Consider the following 23,166-nt stretch of genomic DNA (forward strand, 5'->3'; position numbering starts at 1 on the left):
TGCAGAACGATTCTTACCGTATCTGAAACATTCACAAACTATTGAGACCATATAATCGAACTAGTTTTTACATATTATAGAGGATGGAAGGTCAGAATATGAGATTTCAACAATTGAAAAGTGATTCGAACATAATCATGCGAAAAAAATTAGTTAAATCAAAAAAGAATTGGGTCGTGATCAGTAGTCTGATGTTTGCGGGTGGAATGCTTTTATTTGGTACGCCAGATATAGTTCAAGCCGCAGATGTTAAACCTGCTGTGACTAATTCAATGCCTTCAAATACTGGTGGGACTTCTTCTTCGCCTACCTTGAATCCTGTTAATAAAAATACAAAAGTTCCGGCAAAAGTTCCTACAAAAACAGTTAAAGAGGATGTCAAAACACCTGTTACTTCTATAAAGACTCCTACTCCATCAGCCGACATTTCTAAGAAAAAAGTTGAACCTGTAGCAAAATCTGCCGGTACACATATTAAGTCAGACGATTTTGTAGCTGATACATCCAAGAAACCAACTGAAACTACGCCAAAAACTGTTACTTCGACTAAATCAGCTTCAAACATACCTACAGATACGAAGTCTCAGGCTACCAAGCCAATTCAAGCTCCAGAAGTTTCTCCCGTTAAGGGGCAGGCAAATACCACAGAAATAGTCTCAAAAAATGATGACGTTCTTGGTTGGAAAGTCACTGATAACAATACTATCTTGCATATTTATGGACCTCTGACCGATCAAAAGGGTGGCAATACTGAACATTGGGGTGGTCATACAAAACAAATCACTACTATTAGTATTGATAAAGAAGTTAACGCTCCTCTGAATTCTTCTTACCTATTCGCCAATATGGAGAATTTAATCACTATTAATAACTTGGGGAATTTGAAATTTTTAAATACAAGAAAAGGTGTTTCTAATACAACTAACACTGAGGGAATGTTTAAAAACGATTCGAAAATAACGAAAATTGATTTATCTAAAAATAATGTTCGAAAAATACGCAATATAAGTCATATGTTTGAAAATGATACCTTACTTAAATCGATAACTCTTTCTGGCGATTGCTTTATGAATATTACTAATGGAAGTTATGCTTTTGCTAATGATGTAAATTTGAACAGTTTTATTAGTACTGATAGGCCCGATTCATCTAGTACTAATGCTTGGAAAATTGCCTCTGAAGATAAAAAAGATCCCGTTCTCTCAAAAAATTTAAAAGTAAATTTGCTATCTATGTTTAAAAATGATAAATCGCTAACTGATTTAAATATTTATTTATGGGACTGGCCAGTATTCACTGAAACTGGTGATTCAACTAAGGGTGAAGGTATGTTTGATGGGACTAACCTAACAAGTATCACTTTAAGCTCCAAGCTTCATTTCGACCTCAAAACATACCTAACATCCCAAAAAGGAAGCATTTGGATAGCTAGTTCAGTTCAGCCGATAGGTGAATTTAATCCTAAAACTTATAAAGGGCCTGCTAAATTTCATGGAATAACAGCAATTGATGATAAACAAAAAGTAACTGATGGTTTAGGGTTTCTATACGATGGAAATATACTAACGGGAAACGCAAAAAAGCTTCCTGACCGTGCGATTTATTGGGCAGTCCCAGAACCATCTGAAAAAGATGTAACTAACCAAGTTACGGTTCACACTAATCAAGGGGATATAACCAAACGTGTTTCTGGTAAGGTTGGGGATACAAAAATTGTTCATTTGGATTCTAGGTGGACAGCTTCAAATGGAATAATTTATTCCTTACAATCAGGAAGCTCCGTCAAAGTAACTATAGAACAAACACAAGCAGAAACTCCTAACGGTTATGAAGCTATATACAAATCAATCCCTGTTGATGGCGGCAGTACATACCTTAAGACAAATTTACCAAAAAAATTGGTCCATCTTGAAATTCCAGCAGGCATCGCTGGTGAAATTAAAACTATTACTATTACTAAAGATTCTTTACCTCAAGGTTACAAAATCAAAAATGGTACACCTAGTACTATCAAAGTAACTTACAGTGATAGTTCAGATAACCACTACACATTCGATTCGACAGAACTTGAGATTACTGGAATTACCATCCCTGGAATTTCTAACAAATCTATAAGTACACCTGTCGGGAAAAAATATTTCAATATTCCTGATGGTACAGTTGACACAACATCAGAGCCTTTTACTCTACCTGAAACTGATGGATATACTGCACCCAATATAACCGCAACTTACAATGCTAATGGCTCAATTACATTAAGGAGGTTCACTACAGGAAAAGACAATGGAGAGATTATTAATCCCATTGAACTAACTGATTCTAGTATTTATACCCCTAATGAAACCAAACCGGGATCATTTGTAGTGACTTTAAAAGACGGTTCAAATGGTTCAACTGATTATGGAGCTGAATATGTTGGAAAAACTATATCCATCGATTCTCCTGAAATTTCAGGTTACAAACCAAATCAAAAACAAATCAAGGGAACTATTGACGTCAACGGTAAATTTATTCCTGATCCCGATTCAAGCTATTCCTATACTGGAGACACAGTGAAAAAAAGTGAGTTAACGGTCTCTACTCCCAACGGTAACGAAACAATACCTATTCCCGAGGGTAATATTGGCACCTTCAACAAGATTTCTTTTCCAGATATTCCCGGATACACTCCAAAAAAAATCACAGTAAAATATGTGGTCGATGATAATAAACAGGAAACCGTTATATTTCAAGACTCCGACGGCAAGACCATTGACCCCAGTAAAATCAATAATTATCAAGGAAATAACACCAATCCTGGGACTTATACTTTCACTTTAAAAGATGGTTCCAAAGCCACAATTCCATATGGTGAAGAAACCGTTGGTAAAAAAGTACACTTCAAAGCCCCTACAATAAATGGTTATCACACATCGTCAGGTGCTCAAATCATCGGAACCATCGATGTCGATGGAAAATTTATCCCCGATTCATCCCCTGATTCAATCTATCAAGGAGATATATTTGAAATAACCAATCAATCAGTAAATACACCTAATGGTGCAAAGAATTTGGAAATCCCCAAAGGTACTGTTGGTACTTCAACGAAAATAGATTTGCCCCCAGTATCTGGCTATACGACTTCAAAAATAACAGTCATTTATAACGCAAACAAAACAATTACGTTAAAGGATGATAATAAAAAAATTGTCGACCTAAATAAACTTTCTAACTACACTGGAAAAAGATTCAATTCTGGAACTTTCCATTTCAAATTAAATGCTAATTCTGCCGGAAGCACTACTTATGGTCCAGTATCAGTTGGTGATTCTTTGAAGATTAAATCACCCGCTATCAAGGGATATACACCTGTAAATGAAGAAATATCTGGCAAAATCGATGCAACCGGCAACTTCATTCCGGATAATCCCAAAGATTTAAACTATACAGCGATTACGCTTACCGGACATTCTCAAATGATATTAACACCAGTAGGTAAAGAACCTCTCCAAATTCCAGACGGAAAAGTTGGAACTTCAACCTCCCTCACTCTACCAGAAGTGAATGGCTACACATCTCCAACATTTCGGGTTAACTATGGACCTAACGGTATAACAATCAGCGACATTGACAACAATCATTCAATTGATTTCGGCAACTCCAACTTTTACACTGGGGTTCCAGTCACCGGTGCAAAACTTATCGTCAAAAATCCTAATGGACTTGAAACAATCACCCTGACAATTCCTGAAGGAAAATATGGGGACAAATCGAAAACAATTTCAGCTCCAAACTTACCTGGCTACTTTGCCCCCGCAATCATCGCCACTTACCAACCCGATGGCACGCTCAAAATTATTGATGCCAAAAATCCAAAACTAGTAATTGATCAAAAACAGACTTTAACGTACAAAAAAAAGCCCTCAAGGGGCTCAAGTCATCACAATCTGAAACAACCAGATATTTCAGATATAAATCCAATCCAACAAACGATTTCAACTTTTGCGGATAAAACAGCTGTCCAAATTTTTCAACTGGATTCAAATAAACAAATGAATTTCATTACCAACCGTGTCCTAAATAATGCAATTAGTTGGAACAGTGATGCCAAAATAACGGTGAATAGTATTAATTACTATCGGATTGCTGCCAACCAATGGGCTCAAGCAAATCAAGTTTATTTATACAATCCAATCAATGAACGAATCAGAACTTACGACGATTCCGCCAAACTACTTTACCAAGCTGAAAATAAACTAATTTCTAATCGTGAGCTGTCCGTAAATAGTGCATGGATAACCGACCGTGAAACTGAAATTAATGGCACGAAATATTACCGTGTAGCAACAAATGAATTCGTCAACGCTGACGATGTCTACATCTACTCACCCGTGGATCTAATCATAACTACTCATAAAGTCCAAACTAAAATTTACACTGCTAAAGGAGACTTAGTCACTGACCGCTCACTTGCGAATAACACGAGTTGGAAAGTCGACAGCATCACTTATATCAATAACGAAAAATATTATCGCGTGGCCACAAATGAATTTATCAAGTCATCCGATATTGCAATTAAAGATGTTCATTAATTCTGGGGATAAGTTAGGAGAAAAAAATGGATACTGTTGAAATGAGAAAAGCTTATTTTGAATGGCTCAGAGAAAACGAAAAATATACCGAATTATCAACTAATTCAATTCGTATTGAAACTCCGTTTTTAGATAACTCGCTTGAACATATTGTTTTATACGTCACTAACGATAATCCTAAAATTATTATCACTGACAACGGTCGGACTTTGGATAATCTTGAGACTCATGGTTTCACCTTCAAAATAGGATCACCCAGATATATTTTGTTACATTCTATTTTGAAAATGTTTGATTTAGATATATTCGATGGTGAAGTACACATTGAGTGTATGGAAGAAGATTTTCCCTTTGCAAAACAGAAAATACTTCAGGGGTTAATCAGAATAAATGATTTAACATTTCTTAACGACGTAGACTAGTTATTAATTAAGAAACTGCTGTAGGATGGCATACTTCAAGACAACAAAAAAAAGCAGCTGAACAAAATCGTTCAACTACTTTGATGATGCGGGTAAGAAGATTCGAACTTCCACGGAGAAAACTCTCCACAAGATCCTTAGTCTTGCGCGTCTGCCAGTTCCGCCATACCCGCATGCACGTTCTATAATACACATAATTAAAAAATATTTCAAGCTGAAATATTAAGATCTTTAATATATTTCAACTTGCCGCGACAGATGCCACAGACATACTTTTGTGTATTCAACTTCTTAACGCGCCGATAGATATGATGACAGTTGCTGCATTCATAAATATGATAAGTTTTTTTCTTTACACTACTTTGAATTGGTGAATATCGAAGTCCACCCACTTGCTGTAATAATACTTTAAAAGTACGGTCTCGATGTTGCGCTGGCAAGCCATCGTTATACAAATGATAGTGGCACAATTCATGTTTGATGACTCCAACTAAAGTTCCATATCCAAATTGTTCGTAAATCTTAGGATTGATATCAATATGGCGGTCATTCAAATGAAATCTCCCACCCGTTGTCTTCAAACGACTGTTAAAACAAGCTTGATGAATAAAAGGCTTCCCAAAATATTCTTGGGAAACCTTTTTTATTAACTCAGTTAAATCCTGATTATTCATTATGCCAAGTCAGTTAATTTTTGAATTAATTTAGAAAATCTATCCATATATTCGTCTTGCTTCTTTTCAGCTTCATCAAAAGCGTGACGATCAACTTGTTTGTCAGCACCGATACTGTCAGTCATTTCTCCACAACCTTCAACATACTTCTTGAAAGCAGAAACTAGTGAGATATGTGTTCCCATCAATCTTGCAGGAGCCTTGCCCTTTTCAAGTTTAGCTAGAGCTTCTTGATAGTTCTTAGTTCCAGTAGCGAAATCTTTTTGAATCTTACCGTATTCAACATCGTCCATCTTATCAACTTTACTACGATCCAAGGCACCACGAATCTTTTCGTATTCAGGGTTCAACTTATCTTGTTCTTCTTGGATTGCTTGAACAGTATTGTTAATTAATTGACCGTATTGCATTGCTCTTTTTTGTGCGGCATTCATAATAATTACCTCTTATTTTCTTCTTGTGTCTTCTCAGTATAAATATCTCGTTCGACCGTAAATCTAGGGCGTTGTTTAACCTCATTAAAGATTTTACCAACATACTCACCGATGACACTAATACTAATTAATTGTACACCACCGAGTGCCCAAATGGATATCATTAATGACGACCAACCGGGGATTACATCACCATTTACTTTCCGAATAAAACTATAAATCAACAATAATATACTGATGAATACGATGAAAAATCCTAACCCCATAATCAACTTAATGGGTACGATTGAAAATGATGTTACACCATCAACGGCAAATTTAATCATCTTGCGTAATGGATACTTTGATTCCCCAGCAAAACGTTCTTTTCTGGCATAATATACTTTGGCAGATTTGAATCCTACTAATGGAACAATTCCACGTAAGAATAAATTCCGCTCACGATAACTCAACAATACTTGGCAAGCACGTTGACTCATCAAACGATAATCAGCTGAATCAGGTACCAGTTTTACACCTAAAAATCCCATAAACTTATAGAATGATTCAGCTGTGCTACGCTTAAAAGCTGTATCAGTATCACGATTATTTCTAACGCCATAGACAACTTCGGCACCCTTAAGATACTCGTCGACCATCTTCGGAATCGCATTAACATCATCTTGAAGATCAGCATCTATCGTTATAACGGCATCAGAATCTTTTGATGCACTAGTAACTCCAGCTAATAAAGCACCCTGGTGCCCGAAGTTACGGCTTAGTTTAACTCCTGTAACGGCGTTATATTTTTTAGAAAACTCGTCAATCAATTCCCAAGTTTTATCTTTACTACCATCGTCCACAAAGACAATCTTACTTGTCTCAGAGATTTTTTTCTCATCCATCAAGCCTTTAACAATCGCTGACAGCTCTTTGGTTGTTTCGTGTAGTACCTCTTCCTCATTGTAACAAGGTACTACGATACTTAATTTAAATACATCAGACATTCATTCTACCCCACTTTGATCTCATCCATTCACAAATGGTAAATAGCCCTAAACCGCCTAAAATAGCGATAACTGGCAAAAATTCAAGTCGATATCTGCCTTGCACTTCAATTAACAATTGTACGACAGCGTAAGCCATCAGTGGTAGTACTAATAAGAATGTTTTTTGATTTTTATTATGCCAAAGTTTCAATGAACCTATCCATGAAAAAATAATCAGCATAACGGTGCCCATATAGCCTAATAATTTCGCCATATTGCTTACTTTTAACGAATGCTGGGTCTCAAATCCGGTAAAGTCAATTGTGGTTGAGCGACTGGCCCAAAGCGTTTCATTCTTGTTCCAGAACAATTTCAGCCAACCGTGAGTGGAATTCAAGTTAGAAATGTTCTCTCGGATAACTTGATGTTCCTGAGCACTCATCTTGGCACGGCTATCCTTCAAATTGAAACGATTAACCATCCCTTGATCATATGATCCATTGGAATTGGCATCTAGACCAACTACAAATTTCCACTCAGAATCACGATTAGTCAATCCATACTCATTCAAGCCCGAACTCTTAATTGTCATACCGGCAGCTGAGAATATCACTTGATAAATGACCAATGTAATCAGAATTTTGCCTAAGCCAGACCAATTGAATTGATTGTTGTGAATAAATAAGTACAACAAAGCATATACAACGATCCCGGCAATCACCACTGGTCCAATTGGTCGAATAATACTACCAACTCCCAGCGTTATACCAGCCAAAGCGTATGCCCAATACTGATTCTTCATAATCAGATAGAACGTCACTAGAAACAGCAGCATCCCCAAATATTGATTGTCTGCCTGACTGTTTAGAGCAAACCAATCTAAGTCAATCATCAAAATAAAGACTGTTAAACGGGCAACACTGACGTTTTTGAACAATTGCATTGCCAAAATATATGACATCAACAGAATCAAAACTTGATACAAGACGTTTAACAATTGAATGGCAATAACCTTGTGACCAAAGACTTTTACCACCGTCATAACGTAGACTAGATATCCTGTTTGGTACGCCCACTTGGCGAAATAATCATTGTCATACTTGTAAATAGCTTTACCCTCAAGAGCTTTCGGAGCAGTTCTCCAGAATGCCTTAAAGTCACTGACTTGTGTTTGTGGCACTAGTTTCAGCCAGATGATTGCCACAATGGCAAAGATTAATAAGAGGCTGATAAGAATTAGTCGGTTTAAATTGGGATCATCGTCACGGATACGATATAAGAAAAATCCGACCCCACCGACAAAAATAATTGCACAAAGAAAAACCAGTACTGTTAATACTGGTTCAACTTTTAAATAATTGATTGTTAGAAAGTGTCCCATCTGAATCAATACGACCGTCGTAAAGATTGCTAGGCACGCGATAATAATTTTACTAATAATGCCTTGGAATTTACTTAGCATTCTATCCCTCTATATTTGCTAATTTTTTTTGGTTTACCAAGAAACTTTGTAGTTTCGAAATACACTTGTTAATACTATCCATGCTTGCAGCATAGCTGAAACGCAAGTGACCTTCACCACCGATACCAAAGAAACTTCCTGGTAGAATTGCTAAATGCTCTTCTTCCAATAAATCGTTAGCAAATTTAACGTCGTCTTGTTCGTAACCTTCAGGAATTTTTGCAAATAAGTAAAAGGCTCCATCTGGCGTTGGACATTCAAAGCCCATGCCATGTAAGCCAGCATACAAGGCGTCACGTCTTTCTTGATATTGTACTTGCATTGCTTTTGGATCATCGTAGCCATTTGTATATGCTTCTAAGGCTGCATATTGGGTAATCGATGTGATTGATGTAGTTGCCAATTCATGGATCTTATTGATCTGTGAAATGACCTCTGCAGGCCCACAAACGACACCAAAGCGCCAACCTGTCATAGCATGTGACTTTGATAGTCCATTCAATAGAATCGTCTGTTCTGGCAAAATATTGCCAAATGAGACGTGTTTAAAATTATATGTTAACTCACTATATATTTCGTCACTGATAACGAAAATATCGTGATCTTTCAAAATATCTGCTAAAGCTCGTAATTCATCCTCAGTGTAACTAACCCCCGTTGGATTACTTGGGAAGTTGAGTAAAAAGATTTTGATACGTGGATTCGTTCTCAAAACCTCTGCTAATACATCAGGAGTGACTTTGAAGTCAGTCTTTGAAGTATCCAAGTAAACCGGTGAAGCTCCATTGAAATCAGCATCTGGACCATAAATGGTAAATGCTGGTGATGGAATTAAAACCTCGTCACCATCTTGCAAAATTGCATTGAAGGCTGAGAAAACACCTTCGGTAACACCAGTCGTAGCGACAATCTGCGTCTCTGGATCATAGTTCAAATCGTACTTGTCGTGCAGATAGTTAGCTACAGCAACCAATAATTTATGGTTACCTTCTGGCACTGTGTAGTGCGTGTGGTCATCTTCGATGGCTCTAATTGCAGCCTGTTTGATGTGTTCAGGAGTATGAAAGTTGGGTTCGCCAACGGTCATATTAACAGCTCCTGGTATTTTCTTGGCCCGCGCATTGAACTTAAAAATATCCTGTTGCTTAATTGCGACAACGGATGGTTTCATTAGGGAGATTAAATCACTTTTCACTGTTATACACCTCTTTTAGAAGATTACACTCTCATTCTAACATACGTTATTTCTTAAAAAAAAAGACATTCAAAAAATCTGAATGTCCAAATATGATATAGAACTATACTAATTGTCAAATACGGTATATGGAGAACGGCGCTTGTGAGCAGTCTTCTTATACCAGTTTTCAATGATTTCAGCACTAGCATCTGAAATGTCTTTACCTTCAAGATAATCGTCAATATCTTTGTAAGATACACCTAAAGCTTTTTCATCAGGCAAACTAGGACGGTCTTCCTCCAAGTCAGCGGTTGGTACTTTCTCATAAAGATTCTTAGGGGCATCAAGTTTGGCTAACATTACCTTGCCCTGGCGCTTATCCAAACGGAATAACGGCGTTACATCAGCGGCACCATCACCAAACTTTGTATAAAAACCAGTGATATTTTCAGCAGCGTGATCAGTTCCAACAACAACACCTTTGTTATCGCCAGCAATCGCATACTGAGCAATCATTCTAGTTCTAGCTTTGATATTACCTTTATTGAAATCAGAAATAGTTAAACCATTGTTTTCAACAGCTTTTACCATCGCATCGACACTATCTTTGATGTTGACCCGAACAACTTTATCAGCTTTCATCCATTCGATAGCTTGCATACAGTCAGACTCGTCAGCTTGTTCACCGTAGGGCAAACGAACTGCGATAAATTGGTAACTGTCGTCGCCAGTTTCAGCGCGTAATTCAGTCATGGCAATTTCTGACAGTCTACCTGCCAATGTCGAATCCTGTCCACCAGAAATGCCTAGGACAAGTGTTTTCAAAAAGCTATGTGTCTGTAAGTAATTCTTGAGAAAGTCCACTGAGCGTCTAATTTCAGCTTCTGGGTCAATCTTTGGCTTAGTATGTTCAAATTCAATAATTTCTTTTTGCAATGGTCTCATTTTAGTCACCTAATCTAATGTTGTTTACGTCATTTCTAATCTTCTCAATATACTTCATCTTGTGGCTGTATAGTTTTGAAGATAAATCAACAGGATAGACTTGAGGGTTCAAAATACGTTTGTATTCGTCCCAAAGTGAATCGAGGTTGTCAGCACAATACTTGCGAATTTCTTTAACATTTGGCAAATCATAAACTAATTTACCGTTAGTAAAGATGTCGTGCAGCATTGGCTTAGCTTGGAAGTCTTCCACAGTCTTATTGATATAAGTATATTGTGGATGGAACATATAAAGTGAACTGTGTTCTCTAGGATCTTCATTCCAGAAAGTTACATAGTCCCCTTCGGATTTATCATTCTTTTCGTTATTAGTAATTCTCCAAACTTGTTTCTTACCAGGTGTGGAAATCTTAGCTGCATTACTTGAAAGTTTCAAAGTATCCATCATATTGCCTTTAGAATCTTCGATACTTACCAATTTGTAAACAGCACCTAGAGCTGGTTGATCAAAGGCTGTAATAACCTTTGTACCAATTCCCCAGACATCGATTTTAGCATCTTGCATCTTCAAGTTTAAAACGGTCTTTTCATCCAAATCATTGGAAGCGTAAATCTTGGCATTTGGGAAACCAGCTTCATCAAGTTGCTTTCTGACACGCTTTGAAATATAGGCCATATCACCGGAGTCAATTCTGACACCTTCAAAATTAATTTTGTCGCCCATTTCACGAGCAACCTTGATGGCACTAGGCACACCACTCTTCAAAGTATCATATGTATCAACTAAGAAGACACAATTCTTATGTGTTGTAGCGTAAGCTTTGAAAGCCTCATATTCGTTACGGTATGTTTGCACCAAAGCATGGGCATGTGTACCAGAAATTGGAATACCAAACAACTTACCTGCTAAAACATTACTTGTAGCATCGAATCCTGCAATATAAGCGGCTCTAGTACCCCAAATGGCAGCATCGACTTCTTGGGCACGACGTGAACCAAATTCCATAACTGGATCATCACCACAAACGGTCTTGATACGAGCAGCCTTTGTAGCAATCAAAGTTTGGAAGTTAACCATGTTCAAAATGGCAGTTTCAATCAGTTGGCATTGTGCCAATGGTCCCTCAACTTGAAGGATAGGTTCTTCATTGAAGACCAAATCCCCTTCATAAGCTGAACGAACTGTACAACTGAATTGCATATCTTTTAGCCAACGTAAAAATTCTTCATCAAATTCCCCGTATTCACGCAAGTAATCGATATCTGAATCTGAAAAGCTTAAATTCTTGAGATAATTAACGACATGTTCCAGTCCTGCAAAAACGGCAAAACCGTTGTCGAATGGCAAGCTTCTGAAGTAAACTTCAAAAACAGCCCGACGGTTGTGCAAACCCTTCTTCCAGTATGTATACATCATATTTAATTCGTAATAATCCGTATGCAAAGTTAAATCTTCATTTTGAAATTGAGTCATCATAACTCCCTTATAAATTTATATTAATGGCCAGAGGTTTTTGAGGGTTGCCGCTTTCGGTTTCGAATGATTCCGCCTACTGTGGGACCGGCTCGAGCCATAGTGCGGTCTCGACCCTCGCTTTTGAGCCGAAAACCACGTCTCAAAAACGTCCTGTGCTGTAAGAACGGAAAACCGCCGTCCTAACACCACTACCACTGCTGGCTCCATCATTCGAAACCGGAAGCTAAGATACTGGTTATATCAGATTATTATTTCGATAGTCTGCAACACGAACAACCATACAAAACCTTCCAAGGCAAAGCCCAAATCAAACTCTGGTTAACAATCTATATTTTACATTAATCTGCATTTAAAGTCGCTTCGTATCCATCGTTTACTTTATGAGCTAATTCTTCGATAGAATAGTTGTCTCGAACCTCTTGATAAAGTGCCAATCCTTTTTGATCAAGGTTGCCATCACGCCACATTGAGTGGGCATCGTTCAAGGCTGCAATCAGTCCTTGTTCATCGCCAGAATCGACTAACCAACCAGTATCGTCATTGATAACTCTATCGGTAGCACCGACATTTGTCGCAATAACTGGTTTTCCATAAGCAGCTGATTCAAGGTAAACTGTTGGCAAACTTTCTGACTTCGAAGTTAGGACGGAAACATCACATTCTTGATAATAGTCACCGGTATTTTCACGGAAACCAACGAAATCGACTTTATCTTTGATACCTAATTCTGAAACTAACTTACGTAAATCGTCCATCAATGGACCATCGCCGACTAGTGTCAAGCGGTAATTGAACTTAACTTTGCTCAAGGCTTCAAGCAATAAACGATGATTCTTGACCTCAACCAAACGTGCTACTTCCAGCAAACTGAATGTTGGTTGGCGATTGAATCGCGGATTGATTCCAGAAAAATCGATGGCATTGAAAACTTCAAATGTTTTGCTTGATCTGATTTTCAATGATTCAAAATATTCTTCCAAATCAGGGTTCATGTAGAAAAGTGAATCTGCGCTTTTTAGAGCGTGTAGATTTAACTTGAGCATAACTTTACCTTTGATCCCTGAAAAGTCGATACGGGGGTCAGAATGGACTGTTATGACCCATTTAGCATTGATTTTCTTTCTAATCAAAGACACGATATAGTTAGCACGTGGACCATGTGTATGCACAATATCGAAGTGATTATTGTTAATATAGTTTGTTAATGGTTTTAGAATCGATAAATCAAAACGTTGTTTTTGTTTCATTACCGACACGCTCAAGCCATTTTCACGCGCCATCTTTGAAACTGGACCTTCTTGAAAAGTTAATAACGTACTCTTCTCACCAGTTAACTTTTGACCTTTCATCAGGTTAACAATATATGTACGAGCTCCACCGTCTTCATTGCCGGCATTAATATGTAAAACCCTCATTAAGACACCTCTCAAATTAATCTTTCTCGTGTATAATAATACATTAAAGGAGAACGCCATGCACAAAAATAGAGTAAATATTTTAGGTACAGAGTTTGATAATTTCACGACTAAACAATTTCATAAATACTTGGATGATGATTTGGATGTTAAAGCAAACAAGTTTATCGTAACACCTAATCCTGAAATTGTTCTTTCTGCTAGAAAAGATACCAATTTTTCAGAAATTGTCAATAATGCTGATTACGTCATTCCCGATGGAATTGGAGTTATCAAAGGAGCTAAAAGTCTGGGAACTCCACTCCACGAACGAATCACTGGATTCGATACTTTACAATATTTAGTTGAAGCGGCTAACCGCAAGTTTTCGAAAGTTTATTTACTTGGTGCTAAGCCAGAAGTTATTGAAGCTAGCGCTGAGAAAATCAAAAAGGATTACCCTCAAGTTGATCTTGTTGGTTATCACGATGGTTATTTCAAAGATGAAGCAGATATCGTAGCTGAAATTGCTGAAAAGCAACCTAACATCGTTTTCGTTGCTCTAGGTTCCCCTAAGCAAGAGATTTTCATCAATAAATACCGTAAGACAACTGATGCTATTTGGATTGGTGTTGGTGGTAGTTTTGATGTCTTCTCCGGTACTAAAAAGCGAGCTCCAAAGTTTTTCCAAGCACTTAATTTGGAATGGTTCTACCGTTTGATTAAGGAGCCTACTCGTTTTGGCCGGATGTTGGCAATTCCTCGCTATATGAATTTGATTAATAAAGAAAAGAAGAGCCGTAAATAGGCTGAATAACGTCTCCAATCTTCAATATATTTTTATTGGAAATCCAATTCAAAATTATCAAACTTACTTAAAAAATTAAAATAAAAAAGATTGTCATCCAACTTTTTCATTTCGTTGGATGACAATCCTTTTTTGTTTCAAGCATTATTTTTAGTTTATATAGGCAGTGGCTCTAAAACGAGTTCCACAGGCCAATTTCTTCCGCTTTGCCTACCTCCCCAAATCATCCGCAAGGTACGCGGATAATTCGTGAAGCTACGCAAATGCTCGGAAATTCCCGGGCCTGCTCCACTCTCTAATCTTCGACATCGATTGTCTCTGGATTCTGTTCACTTCTTACAAATATCTTTGCATTTAACATTGCATAACTCAGAATCGAAACGAAGTAAATACTTACTGAAGGTGCTTCGATAACGTGTCCTGTCATCAATGCCATTCCGAATCCTAACGCTACACTGGCTACTAACATTGCCCACTTAAAGGACCACATGTACTTGAATTTTCTCAAGAATGTGCCGACTAGATATAGTAAGCAATATAGCAATGGTGCTAAGTAAATGATTGTTCCAATGATACCAAATTGGAAGAAGATATCGATGTAGTCCATTTCGACTAACTTAGCTTTCTTCTCACTCTTAAAGCTTGTTGCATAGCCCATACCAAATGTCTTTTGAGCTATGGTTGCTTTCTTATAGTTGTGAGCAGCGTTTTCAAAGTAAACTGTCCGACCACTTAGTAAGTAAGAAACTGTCTTGTTAGTTTCAACGTACTTCTTCTGGTCTTTAGTAATACCTTTTTTAGTCTTAGCTTGTTTCTTCTTATACTTGATCATGTCGCTGTGCAATTCAGCAGTTCTGGAAACGGCCATGGCTGGATAAGCAGCGAATACTCCACCAAGTGTGATGACTAATAAAGCCACGATTCCGGCGTTGAATTTGCGATTGCCGCCATCTTGGAAGAAGTGAATAACTGTTGCCAAAATTCCCATACAAATACCGAAGAGAATTGCTAACAATGAACCTTTTGTACCAATCAACAATGCTGAGTAGATTGCCAAAATAATTGTTAACCAGTAGTAAACTCTCGACCACTTGTTAATTTTATTCAAGGCATACCAAATCATAATTGGAAAGGCGATTGAAACGATAGCACTCAACTCATTAGCAGCGTAGAACCAGCCACTCTCACCTAATTTATAATAGGCATATGAGCTGAAACTTGTGTTTGTAAAGTGTGCCACAATCATGATAATACTGATGATGTTAACGGCATAGAAAACTACTTTAGGGAAATAACGGTTGATAACTCGGTCTTCCGCCAATTCTTCAAACGCATAAAAGTATCCCAGCAACATGACTGGATAATACAAACTTTTTGCTAAGGTTGTTATTTCTAGTGATGGTATAAATAAAACTTTTTGTTTGTAATTAATGATTAAACTGATTATCGAAACTATTCCTAAAATCACGAAATACCCGATGACTCGAAACCCTTGTTTGTTATCCCGATTCAGTATCAGGAATATCAGGATATAAAACGCCGTAACGGCCATAACGGCCATTCGAATCAATACCCCAAAGGTTATATTAATATGTGCTTGAGCCATCAGTCCGGTAACAGCATCTAATACAGGCTGAAAAACGATATATAGCATCAAGAAGATACTGTACTTTTTTATAAAGCTTTGCATAAGTGACTCCCAGTTAAAAATTTAAAAAACATATCAGGTTATATCTTACCTTAAATCGAATTTTAAAGAAATTAATTATCCCAATTAAAATTCAAAACCTGTTTTATTGTGTACTTCCGCTTCCGGTTGCCAGAGAATTTCGCCTGCTGTGAGGACCGGTTCGAGCCATAGTACGGTCTCGAACCTCGCTTTTGAACCGAAAACCACGTTTCAAAAGTCGTCTTGTGGAGTAAGTGCTAAAGCACTTACTCCACTTTCACTGCTGGTGAATTCTCTGGCAACCTCCAGCTATAGCATTCTTTGGCTCATAACCAATCAAATTTCTTAAGTAACTATACCTATCCACCTAATTCATTATTAACCAAAGTAAAATCCGGTCTAACCATATAAGTATAAGTAAGACCAAAAATCTTAGTAAATAATACCAAAATCATTTTGAAATTTCACTTCGTAATAAAACATACACTAGCCGGAGGTTGTCGATGAAATGGAGTATCCCATGGAGGTGGCGTTATGGCTTTAGCCATTACACCACAGGGCGACTTTGGAGACTTGCCGAACTCTGGCAAGGCTTCAAAGCGAGACACGAGACCTTGGCTCGAGTCGGTCCTCATGGTAGACTGCCATTTCATCGACAACCGTAGGCGGCATATTTCAAAACCCAATTATCTCTCTAAGTAAAATTCAAAACGATCACCGGCATATTGTGAACGAACATATTCGAATGGACGTTCATCATCCAAAGTTGTAACTTGGCGAACTCGTAAAACGGCAGATCCACGTTTAACGTTCAAAAAGTTGGCAATTTTTTCTGAAGCAAGGATGGCTGAAACTGTTTGTGTAGCGTTACCTAATTTTAACCCAGCCTTGTCTTCAAGTGCTTTATAGAGTGAAGACGTAATGTCTTTTTTATTCAAGCTATCAACGATACCAATTGGAATAGTTGCGACTTCAAAACAGATTGGTTGTTTGTCTGCGTAACGAATTCTTTCCATTCGTAACACTTGGTCGCCATTTTTAAGTTTTAATTTTTCAATTTCGCTAATCGAAGGGTCAGCTACGTGATAGGACACGGTTTTACTTGAGGGCTTCTTACCCTGACTCTCAGTGATTTCAGTAAAACTAGTCGTTCCTGACATCTTTTCTTGAACCTTGCTGCTGGCAACATATGTACCAGAACCTACTTGGCGTTGCAAGATTCCCTCATCAACAAGTGTTTGAATCGCTTGGCGTAACGTCATTCGACTAACATCAAAATCTTGAGAAAGCTGTCTCTCTGATGGAATGCGTTCCCCCACAGCCCACTTGCCAGATTCAATTTCTTTTCTAATTTCGTTATGAATTTGTATATATACTGGTACCTTCATCATATGGACTCCTTTACGAGCATTACTTCTGTTAATTATACCGTATTTCTATAAAAAATTGAGAATTGGTATAAAAACTTAGAAAAAATAAAAAGGCAAAATTCAAATTATGAATTTTGCCTTTTTAAGTTATTGGGTTAGCTGGATTCGAACCAGCGCATGATGGGATCAAAACCCATTGCCTTACCACTTGGCTATAACCCAATTAATGGAGGGGAGTGGATTCGAACCACCGAACCCGAAGGAGCGGATTTACAGTCCGCCGCGTTTAGCCAGACTTCGCTACCCCTCCATGTGTTTAACACATGTCTCATTCGACTTAATAATATTACCGAAAATCCAGATTCATTTCAAGTGATTTTATAAACTTTTTTTATTTGTTCACTTCCGCCGGAGGATGCCGGTAATTTTTCGCCCGATGTGAGGACCGGTTCGAGCCGAAGCCCACGTCTCAAAAGTCGTCCTGTAATATAAGGACTAGCGTCCTCATATTACCTTCACTACTGGTGAAAATTACCGGCATCCTCCGGCTAGGTTTATTAAAAGTGAGCTTTAATCAGCTTAATACTCATATTCGTTTGAATTGGTCTAATTTATTCGTCATCAAAATAACCAAATATTTAATCCCCATCAGGTTTAAAAAATTAATCGAATCATTTCATATAAATATTTTTAAAATATCAAAGGTAACTGAATTTTTAATTCCAATTTTCCAAGAATTAATTCGATGCAGTTTTAAATAATCCCCCTTAAATATTCAGAATCATTAAACATACAATATTAACCAAAAATACCAGAGCCTCCGGTTGCGAGGGATGGAGTACGCTGTGGAGGTGGCGTTATGGCTTTAGCCATTACACCACAGGGCGACTTTTGAGATTCGCGTACTCTGCGAAGCTCAAAATCGAGGTTCGAGACCGCCTTTTGGCTCGAACCGGTCCTCATAGCGTAACTCCATCCCTCGCAACCGGAGGCGGCATCCTTAAAAGAAACAAAAAAAGACCGCAGACAACAAAGTCTACAATCTTTAAATAATTTTTTTAATTAACACCTTGCATCATCTTTTTAATCCATGGAACACAAAGGATTAACAATACGGCTGCAACTAATGTAACGATACCTGTAACACCGAAGAACATCATTTCGTTATGTGGATCTCCAGGTACGAATAACTTAACGATTTGAGCATTAGCAGCTTGTCCAGCTGAATCAGCTAGGAACCACATACTCATCATTTGACCAGAGAAAGCCTTTGGAGCCAATTTAGTTGTGGCTGACAATCCAACTGGTGAGATTAACATTTCACCAATTTCGATGATACCCCAACTTAGAACTAACCAAAGTGGACTAACTTTTCCACTAGGACTTAATCCAATTAAAGGAATGATCAAAACAAAGTATGAAATTGCTGTGGCAACTAATCCCATCCAGAATTTAGATGGTGATGATGGTTGTCTCTTGCTCAACTTAATCCATAACCAAGCAAAGAATGGTGTATAGATAATGATGAAGAATGGGTTAAGCATTTGGAATTGTGGTGCTGATAAATGCAATCCAGCGAAGTTTAGTTGTGTTTGTTCTGCAGCAAACAATGCCAAAACAACTGAACCTTGTTCTTCAATTGCCCAGAAAATCATAGCGGCAATGAACAATGGAATATATGCAAAAACACGTGATCTTTCAACTTTAGTAACTTTTTTACTCGTTAGCATCATGATGAAGTAACCAACAGGCAAACCGATACCCAAGATACTGATGATCGTTATAACGTTGTCAATTGTAAAGGCGCGTGCAAAAATCAATGCCACAACAATGATAACAATTGCTACAACTACGATTGAAACTCGTTTGATAAATCTACCACGTTCAGCATCCGTAATTGGATCTGGAGCGTGCAAACTTGATTCTGGCAAGTACTTACGTCCGTCCCACCAGTAAACGATCAAACCAATGAACATACCGATAGCAGCTAATGAGAAACCAGCGTGGAAATTAAATGCGTTACTCATACTGTTAACAGCTTGTGGAGCAAATAGTGAACCCAAGTTGATACCCATGACATAAATACTGAAGCCGGAGTCACGTCTTGGATCTCCCTCAGAATACAATCCACCAACCATTTCGGATACGTTTGGTTTCAAAAGTCCAGTACCAATAACAATTAGTCCAATAGATAGGAACAATCCAGTTTCACCAATTGGAAGCGATAAGACGATGTGACCAAACATGATCAACACACCACCCCAGAAGACTGTTCTTCTGGCTCCCAAAAGTCTATCACTGATAAATCCACCTAGGACACTTGACATATAAACAAGTGAACCATAGATAGACATAACAGAAGCAGCAGTGGTACGGTCCATCCCTAGACCACCCTTAGTTACTGCATAGTACATGTAGAAAAGTAAAATGGCACGCATACCGTAGTAACTGAATCTTTCCCAAAATTCAGTTAGGAATAATGTACGCAAGCCTGTCGGTTGTCCGAAGAAACCTCGATCTTTTTTCTCGTCCATTAAAAAATTCTCCTCACATTACACAATGATGTATTAATATTAAACTTTCAAATTCTTCGTGTCAAAGTATTTTTAATAAAAATACTGCAAATCCTTATATACCAACAAAAAAAAATAAGAGCCCTTTAATATAGGCTCTTATTTTTATACCCGGTGTTTGAACGCCATAGTTGCCTTCACAGCGTCTTTCCAACCAGCATAGAGATCCTGACGAACTGAATCGTCCATCTCTGATTGATAAATTTTTCCAGTTTCATAATTCTTTTTAATATCATCCAAATCTTTCCAGAAACCGACACCTAAGCCAGCCATAAAAGCTACCCCTAAGGAAGTCGTTTCTAATTCGGAAGATCTTTGAAGTTGAATGCCCAAGATATCGGCTTGGAACTGCATCAAATAATCGTTAGCCGAAGCTGCCCCATCAACCTTTAGAACTTCAATTGGAATCTTGGAATCAGAACTCATTGTTTCAATGATATCTTTAGTTTGATAAGCAATTGCCTGTAACGTTGCTTTAATTAAGTCATTATCCGTTGTCCCACGAGTGATACCAAAAATTGTTCCGTGAGCTTCATTATCCCAGTATGGTGCGCCTAAACCGGCAAAAGCTGGGACAACATAGACTTCATCTTTACTTGTAGAAGCTTTGGCAGCATCCGAAGTTTCTGGAGTGCTGTTAATCATACGCATATCATCACGCAACCACTGTAACGCCGCTCCAGCCACAAAGACACTACCCTCTAAGGCATACTTGACTTGACCGTTAACGTCATAAGCAATTGTTGTCAATAAATTATTGTCAGACAAAGCTGGTTTATCGCCGGTATTCATCACCGCAAAAGCACCAGTTCCATATGTGTTTTTGACCATCCCTTTTTCAAAAGCCATTTGACCAAAGAGTGAAGCTTGTTGCGAACCAGTCATACCAGAAATAGGAATCTCTGAACCATAGAATTGATAATTTTTCGTTACACCAAAGATTTCTGAGTTTGACTTAACTTCTGGCAACATTGACTTGGGAATATTAAAGAATTTTAATAATTCATCGTCCCATTCCAACGTGTTGATATTATAAAGCATCGTTCTGCTGGCATTGGCACAGTCAGTCGCAAAACTTTCACCATCAGTTAATTTCCACAATAACCAAGTATTGACTGTTCCAAAGAGCAACTCACCTTTTTCAGCACGTTCTTGGGCACCGTCAACGTGATCCAAAATCCAGCGTATTTTAGTGGCAGAGAAATATGGACTGATTATCAAGCCAGTTTTTTGATGGATTTCATCTTTATAACCAGCTTTAATCAAGTCATTGGCTAAACCGGCAGTTTGACGACTTTGCCAGACAATAGCGTTATAAATTGGCAAACCAGTCTCCTTGTCCCAAACAATCGTTGTTTCACGTTGACTGGCGATACCAATTGCTTTAATTTGAGCAGGCTTAATTCCCGAATCAATCAACGCAGTGGCAATCGTCGTTTGGACAGCATTCCACAACGCATTAGGATCATGCTCGACCCAACCTGGATTCGGCAAAATTTGTTCAATTGGATGTCTGGCAACTGCGACCTTTTTTCCACTGTGATCAAAGATGATAGCTCGAGCAGTCGTCGTTCCTTCATCGATTGCTAAAATATATTCTTTTTCCATAATTTACTCCCACACACCAAAAAAGGCGAAGCTCGCCTTTTAATTTCTTGCTTTATGCTTGAATGTTCTCGTAGAACTGACAGCATCTTTCCAGCCTTCGTAAAGATAATCAGCACGTTTGACATCCATATCTGGTTCAAATGTCGCACCAGTCGCATATTGTTTCTTAATATCATCTAGGTTATCCCAATACCCTACTGCTAGTCCAGCTAAAAATGCGGCACCAAGTGCAGTAGTTTCCAAATCATTGGCACGTTGGACTGGAGTTTGTAAAATATCAGCTTGGAATTGCATCAAATATCTATTATTAGCAGCTCCACCATCGACTTTCAACGTTGGAATATCAATCCCAGTATCACGTTTCATTGTTTCCAAAACATCACGTGATTGGTAAGCCAATGATTGTAACGTAGCTTTGATAAAGTCATCTTTAGTTGTCCCACGAGTCAATCCGAAGACAGCCCCACGAGCGTCAGCATCCCAGTATGGTGCGCCCAAACCAGTAAAGGCAGGTACAACATAAACTTCGTCATCATCACTTGAAGCTAAAGCAGCCTCTTCTGATTCTGGAGCTGAGTCAACTAAATGCATGGCATCACGCAACCATTGAATAGCTGAACCGGCAACGAAAATACTACCTTCCAAAGCATAGTAAACTTTGCCATTAATTCCATAACCGATTGTTGTCAAAAGATTATTATCTGACAGTTGAGGTTTTTCACCAGTATTCATAACGATGAAAGCACCAGTTCCGTATGTATTTTTAACCATGCCGGGTTCAAAAGCCATCTGACCGAATAAAGCAGCTTGTTGATCACCAATCATACCAGCAATTGGAACTTCAGAGCCATAGAAGTGATAGCCCTTAGTTGTAGCGTAAACTTCTGAATTAGGACGAACTTCAGGCAACATTGCCTTAGGAATGTTCAAAGCCTTTAAAATATCGTCATCCCACTTTAAATCGTGGATATTAAATAACATTGTTCGACTGGCATTTGAGTAGTCCGTCACATGGGCAGCACCGCCAGAAAGTTTCCAAAGTAACCATGTATCAATCGTTCCGAAGAGTAATTCACCTTTTTCAGCACGTGCTTGGGCACCGTCAACGTGATCCAAAATCCAACGAATCTTCGTAGCGGAGAAGTAAGGGTCAATCAAGAGACCAGTTTTCTCGTGCACCATTTGACCGTAGCCATCTTTTTCTAACTTGGCAGCAATGTCAGATGTTTGACGACTTTGCCAAACAATTGCGTTGTAAATTGGCAAGCCAGTCTTCTTATCCCAGATAATCGTTGTTTCACGTTGATTCGTGATTCCGATACCCTTAATTTGTTTCGGTTTAATGCCAGATTCAATAAAGACACTGGCGATAGTTGATTGCACCGCATTCCAAATTTCGTTAGCATCGTGCTCAACCCAACCAGGTTGTGGAAAATGTTGCGTAAATTCACGTTGGGCATCAGCAATCTTTGTGCCTTTTTGGTCAAAAATTATTGCTCGGGTACTCGTAGTACCTTCATCAATTGCCATAATATATTCACTAGACATCATTTCACCTCATTATGTAAACGTTTCATACCAAAATATTATAACATTTGCCAAATATTGCAAACA

General features: G+C 38.1%; 16 protein-coding genes and 3 tRNA genes. 3 read left to right on the forward strand and 16 right to left on the reverse strand.

Going from position 1 to position 23,166, the window contains the following annotated elements:
* Positions 1-98 precede the first annotated feature (98 nt).
* Together JP39_RS09040 and JP39_RS09045 are read left to right on the forward strand one after the other, a co-directional pair.
* Complete coding sequence (locus JP39_RS09040) at positions 99-4,571, forward strand: SLAP domain-containing protein (protein ID WP_041500659.1); 4,473 nt, start codon at positions 99-101, stop codon at positions 4,569-4,571.
* A gap of 26 nt (positions 4,572-4,597) precedes the next feature.
* Positions 4,598-4,993, forward strand: a complete 396-nt coding sequence (locus JP39_RS09045) for a DUF1828 domain-containing protein (RefSeq protein WP_041500661.1) — start codon at positions 4,598-4,600, stop codon at positions 4,991-4,993.
* Positions 4,994-5,080: 87 nt separating this feature from the next.
* On the opposite strand, the gene JP39_RS09050 is transcribed toward JP39_RS09045, so the two are convergent.
* The 9 genes from JP39_RS09050 to JP39_RS09090 form a co-directional block, all read right to left on the reverse strand.
* Positions 5,081-5,166 (reverse strand) — tRNA-Leu (locus tag JP39_RS09050).
* A gap of 36 nt (positions 5,167-5,202) precedes the next feature.
* The gene (locus JP39_RS09055) at positions 5,203-5,667 is read right to left on the reverse strand and encodes a SprT family protein (protein WP_041500663.1); all 465 of its coding nucleotides are present in this window, start codon (positions 5,665-5,667) and stop codon (positions 5,203-5,205) included.
* Complete coding sequence (locus tag JP39_RS09060) at positions 5,667-6,101, reverse strand: hypothetical protein (RefSeq protein ID WP_041500665.1); 435 nt, start codon at positions 6,099-6,101, stop codon at positions 5,667-5,669. The genes JP39_RS09055 and JP39_RS09060 overlap by 1 nt, the downstream gene beginning before the upstream one ends.
* 5 nt (positions 6,102-6,106) lie before the next feature.
* Positions 6,107-7,087 carry a glycosyltransferase family 2 protein gene (locus JP39_RS09065; protein WP_041500668.1) on the reverse strand — a complete coding sequence of 327 codons (981 nt, stop codon included), beginning with the start codon at positions 7,085-7,087 and terminating at the stop codon, positions 6,107-6,109.
* Positions 7,080-8,531, reverse strand: a complete 1,452-nt coding sequence (locus tag JP39_RS09070) for a hypothetical protein (protein ID WP_041500669.1) — start codon at positions 8,529-8,531, stop codon at positions 7,080-7,082. Before JP39_RS09070 ends, JP39_RS09065 begins: the two co-directional genes overlap by 8 nt.
* 1 nt (position 8,532) lies before the next feature.
* Positions 8,533-9,702, reverse strand: coding sequence for an aminotransferase class I/II-fold pyridoxal phosphate-dependent enzyme (locus tag JP39_RS09075; RefSeq protein WP_041500681.1), 1,170 nt, complete (start codon positions 9,700-9,702; stop codon positions 8,533-8,535).
* 132 nt (positions 9,703-9,834) lie between these two features.
* Entirely contained in the window at positions 9,835-10,653 is an 819-nt protein-coding gene (gene nadE / locus JP39_RS09080; RefSeq protein WP_041500671.1) for an ammonia-dependent NAD(+) synthetase, read from the reverse strand.
* A gap of 1 nt (position 10,654) precedes the next feature.
* Positions 10,655-12,130 carry a nicotinate phosphoribosyltransferase gene (locus tag JP39_RS09085; protein ID WP_041500673.1) on the reverse strand — a complete coding sequence of 492 codons (1,476 nt, stop codon included), beginning with the start codon at positions 12,128-12,130 and terminating at the stop codon, positions 10,655-10,657.
* Positions 12,131-12,468: 338 nt separating this feature from the next.
* Positions 12,469-13,545, reverse strand: coding sequence for a glycosyltransferase (locus JP39_RS09090; protein ID WP_041501519.1), 1,077 nt, complete (start codon positions 13,543-13,545; stop codon positions 12,469-12,471).
* Positions 13,546-13,603: 58 nt separating this feature from the next.
* Between JP39_RS09090 and JP39_RS09095 the strand changes: the two genes are divergently transcribed.
* The gene (locus JP39_RS09095; RefSeq protein WP_041501518.1) at positions 13,604-14,332 is read left to right on the forward strand and encodes a WecB/TagA/CpsF family glycosyltransferase; all 729 of its coding nucleotides are present in this window, start codon (positions 13,604-13,606) and stop codon (positions 14,330-14,332) included.
* A 295-nt stretch (positions 14,333-14,627) separates the two neighbouring features.
* On the opposite strand, the gene JP39_RS09100 is transcribed toward JP39_RS09095, so the two are convergent.
* The 7 genes from JP39_RS09100 to glpK (JP39_RS09130) form a co-directional block, all read right to left on the reverse strand.
* Positions 14,628-16,022 (reverse strand): O-antigen ligase family protein, encoded by a 1,395-nt coding sequence (locus tag JP39_RS09100; RefSeq protein WP_041501517.1) that lies wholly within the window; start codon positions 16,020-16,022, stop codon positions 14,628-14,630.
* A gap of 665 nt (positions 16,023-16,687) precedes the next feature.
* The gene (locus JP39_RS09105; protein ID WP_041501516.1) at positions 16,688-17,389 is read right to left on the reverse strand and encodes a GntR family transcriptional regulator; all 702 of its coding nucleotides are present in this window, start codon (positions 17,387-17,389) and stop codon (positions 16,688-16,690) included.
* 132 nt (positions 17,390-17,521) lie between these two features.
* Positions 17,522-17,593, reverse strand: a tRNA-Gln gene (locus JP39_RS09110).
* A gap of 5 nt (positions 17,594-17,598) precedes the next feature.
* Positions 17,599-17,681: transfer RNA gene (locus JP39_RS09115), tRNA-Tyr, on the reverse strand.
* Positions 17,682-18,429: 748 nt separating this feature from the next.
* Complete coding sequence (locus tag JP39_RS09120; protein ID WP_041501515.1) at positions 18,430-19,905, reverse strand: peptide MFS transporter; 1,476 nt, start codon at positions 19,903-19,905, stop codon at positions 18,430-18,432.
* A 144-nt stretch (positions 19,906-20,049) separates the two neighbouring features.
* Complete coding sequence (gene glpK / locus JP39_RS09125; protein WP_041501514.1) at positions 20,050-21,552, reverse strand: glycerol kinase GlpK; 1,503 nt, start codon at positions 21,550-21,552, stop codon at positions 20,050-20,052.
* Between the two features lie 39 nt (positions 21,553-21,591).
* Entirely contained in the window at positions 21,592-23,100 is a 1,509-nt protein-coding gene (glpK, locus tag JP39_RS09130; protein ID WP_041501513.1) for a glycerol kinase GlpK, read from the reverse strand.
* Between the last annotated feature and the right edge of the window lie 66 nt (positions 23,101-23,166).

This window comes from Companilactobacillus heilongjiangensis (assembly GCF_000831645.3).
GTDB lineage: Bacteria > Bacillota > Bacilli > Lactobacillales > Lactobacillaceae > Companilactobacillus > Companilactobacillus heilongjiangensis.

Bases quoted from the DNA above. Each gene is read 5' to 3' on its own strand.
- JP39_RS09040 (WP_041500659.1), top strand. From the start codon at position 99: ATGAGATTTCAACAATTGAAAAGTGATTCGAACATAATCATGCGAAAA.
- JP39_RS09045 (WP_041500661.1), top strand. From the start codon at position 4,598: ATGGATACTGTTGAAATGAGAAAAGCTTATTTTGAATGGCTCAGAGAA.
- JP39_RS09055 (WP_041500663.1), bottom strand. From the start codon at position 5,667: ATGAATAATCAGGATTTAACTGAGTTAATAAAAAAGGTTTCCCAAGAA.
- JP39_RS09060 (WP_041500665.1), bottom strand. From the start codon at position 6,101: ATGAATGCCGCACAAAAAAGAGCAATGCAATACGGTCAATTAATTAAC.
- JP39_RS09065 (WP_041500668.1), bottom strand. From the start codon at position 7,087: ATGTCTGATGTATTTAAATTAAGTATCGTAGTACCTTGTTACAATGAG.
- JP39_RS09070 (WP_041500669.1), bottom strand. From the start codon at position 8,531: ATGCTAAGTAAATTCCAAGGCATTATTAGTAAAATTATTATCGCGTGC.
- JP39_RS09075 (WP_041500681.1), bottom strand. From the start codon at position 9,702: ATGAAACCATCCGTTGTCGCAATTAAGCAACAGGATATTTTTAAGTTC.
- nadE (WP_041500671.1), bottom strand. From the start codon at position 10,653: ATGAGACCATTGCAAAAAGAAATTATTGAATTTGAACATACTAAGCCA.
- JP39_RS09085 (WP_041500673.1), bottom strand. From the start codon at position 12,130: ATGATGACTCAATTTCAAAATGAAGATTTAACTTTGCATACGGATTAT.
- JP39_RS09090 (WP_041501519.1), bottom strand. From the start codon at position 13,545: ATGAGGGTTTTACATATTAATGCCGGCAATGAAGACGGTGGAGCTCGT.
- JP39_RS09095 (WP_041501518.1), top strand. From the start codon at position 13,604: ATGCACAAAAATAGAGTAAATATTTTAGGTACAGAGTTTGATAATTTC.
- JP39_RS09100 (WP_041501517.1), bottom strand. From the start codon at position 16,022: ATGCAAAGCTTTATAAAAAAGTACAGTATCTTCTTGATGCTATATATC.
- JP39_RS09105 (WP_041501516.1), bottom strand. From the start codon at position 17,389: ATGAAGGTACCAGTATATATACAAATTCATAACGAAATTAGAAAAGAA.
- JP39_RS09120 (WP_041501515.1), bottom strand. From the start codon at position 19,905: ATGGACGAGAAAAAAGATCGAGGTTTCTTCGGACAACCGACAGGCTTG.
- glpK (WP_041501514.1), bottom strand. From the start codon at position 21,552: ATGGAAAAAGAATATATTTTAGCAATCGATGAAGGAACGACGACTGCT.
- glpK (WP_041501513.1), bottom strand. From the start codon at position 23,100: ATGTCTAGTGAATATATTATGGCAATTGATGAAGGTACTACGAGTACC.